The sequence below is a fragment of the Nonomuraea sp. K271 genome (assembly GCF_009908215.1).
In the GTDB taxonomy this organism is placed as follows: Bacteria; Actinomycetota; Actinomycetes; order Streptosporangiales; family Streptosporangiaceae; genus Nonomuraea; species Nonomuraea longispora.
Genome location: NZ_JAAAHR010000358.1, coordinates 1 through 1946, shown reverse-complemented (window position 1 = coordinate 1946; position 1946 = coordinate 1). Strand labels below are relative to the sequence as shown.

The 1946-nt window shown below is 74.9% G+C and carries 2 protein-coding genes; both read right to left on the bottom strand.

The genetic code is table 11. The annotated features are described in order from the left end of the window. Window positions 1-16 precede the first annotated feature (16 nt). Window positions 17-1141: a DUF58 domain-containing protein gene (locus GUY59_RS46890; protein ID WP_138208826.1), complete on the bottom strand. Its 1125-nt coding sequence runs from the start codon at window positions 1139-1141 to the stop codon at window positions 17-19. Then, window positions 1138-1946, bottom strand: an 809-nt coding sequence (locus GUY59_RS46885) for a fibronectin type III domain-containing protein (protein ID WP_161715139.1), incomplete at its 5' end; no start/stop codon positions are given. The genes GUY59_RS46890 and GUY59_RS46885, both read right to left, overlap by 4 nt.

Genomic DNA, 1946 nt, shown 5'->3' with positions numbered 1-1946 from the left:
GGTCCCGGAGGGGTGGTCAGCGTGGCCATGCGGCCGCCAGTTCGTCGAGGTCTGCGGCTTCGAGTACGGTCACGCCCGCCGCGGCCGGCGGCCCGCCGTGCCGCGGGTCGCCCACGCGGACGAACAGCACCTGGTCGAAGCGCCGCCGCACCGCCGCCGCGTCGGCCAGCGCCGCGTACGTGCCGCTGACCAGCACCAGCGCCCCGCCGGAGCCGGCGTGGCGGAGCACCTGCAGCGGCGATTCGGCGCGCGGCCCCCGCTCGACCAGCGCGAGCCGGTCGAGCACCTCCTCCGCCTCGCCGGGGGAGCCCTTGGCGTGCAGCAACTCCCTCTCCCCGGTGAGCAGCCGCACGGGGAAGCGGTCGCGGGTCACCGCGCACGCCACCGACGCCGCCACGTCCACGGCCAGCTCGAACTCGTCGTCCCCCTCGTAGGCCGAGTGCCGGGTGTCGAGCACGGTGACGGTGCTGGGCAGGTTGACGTCGGTCAGTTCCTTGACCATGAGCACACCTGTGCGTGCCGTGGAGCGCCAGTGCACGTGACGCAGGTCATCGCCGATCACGTAGTCGCGCAGCCCGTTGAAGCCGACCGCCCCGTTCGGCGCGGACCTGGAGGCCAGGCCGTCCAGGTGGCGCCGCCGCCCGGCGTGCAGCGGCCGGAGCGGCACCGTGCGCGGCCGGACGAGCAGCAGGTCGGGCCGCCCGTACGCGACGGAGCGGCGGGCCAGGCCGAACGGGTCGGTGCGGTCGAGGCGCAGCGGCCCGACGGGGGTCTCGCCCCGCCGCCGGGTGGGCAGCCGGTACGACATCGTCCGCGCCGTGTCGCGGGCCAGCGCGGGTACTTCCACGGCGACCGACGTGCCCCGGCAGGTGTCGCGGGCCACCAGCCCCGCGTGCCGCCACCGCCCGGTGTTGCGGACGTGCAGGAGCGCCACCGCGGGTTCGCCCCGCGCCACCTTCCCCGGCGTCACCTCGCGCCGCACGTCGAGGCCCGCGCCCCTGAGCGTCCACAGCGCGCCCGCGCCCACGGCGGCGATCCCGGCCATCGCCAGCACCGCCGCCTGCGCGTACCCGAACGGCGCCCCCACGGTGTAGACCAGCGCCGACGCGGCGGCCAGGCCCCAGCCCGCCCTGGTGATCATTCGCACTCCCAGAGCGGGGCGGCGGGGAAGCCCCCCTTCGGGGTGTCCATGAGCACGTCGTTCAGCCAGCCGCTGCCCCTGCTGGACTCGACCTTGTTCCAGACGTTGCTGCTCATGCCCGTGTCGGTGTCGGTGTAGGGGGCGCCTCTCTGCTGGCAGATGACGGTCATGGTGATGTACTCGCCCTTGGGGATGCGTCCCGCCTCGCCGCCCGGCCCCGGTCCCGGCCGGATGAGCGTGTTCCTGTGGTCGTTGTTGGCGTTGCGGAACTGGGCGGTGGGCGGCCGCAGGTCGGCCGTGGCCTCCGCGCGCTCCTCGCTCTCGCCGGCTTCGTTCTTCGCGCGCAGCGTCCACGTGTAGGACTGGCCGTTCTTGAGCCCGGTGACCTCGGCGCCGGTGCCGCGAGGGTCGGGCGGGTGGTTGCCGGGGCCCTCCAGCGTGTACGTGACGCCGTCCTTGGCGTTCTCCGGGGGCGACCAGGTGAGGTCGGCGCCGTGGTTCTTGCCCTTGGCGGTGAAGCCGGCCGGTTTGCCGGGCGCGACGCAGGGGCGTACGGGGATCGACGGCTCGGACACCGCCTCGCCGCCGTCGTACTCGGCGGCGACCTTGAACGTGTACTCCTGGTCGCACCGGCCGCCGTTGACCCGGAACTGGAACGGGCCGTCCGGCCTGACCCTCTCGGGGGTGACGTCCGCGCCGGGAGGCGCCCCTTTCAGCGAGTAGCCGGTGGCCTCGCCCTCGCCGGAGGGGGTGAAGACGACCTCCATCCAGCCGGGGCCCGAGTTGGCCGTGACCGAGCCGGGAG

Excerpts from the sequence above, each read along its gene's own strand:
- GUY59_RS46890 (WP_138208826.1), bottom strand. The coding sequence starts at position 1,141 with ATGATCACCAGGGCGGGCTGGGGCCTGGCCGCCGCGTCGGCGCTGGTC.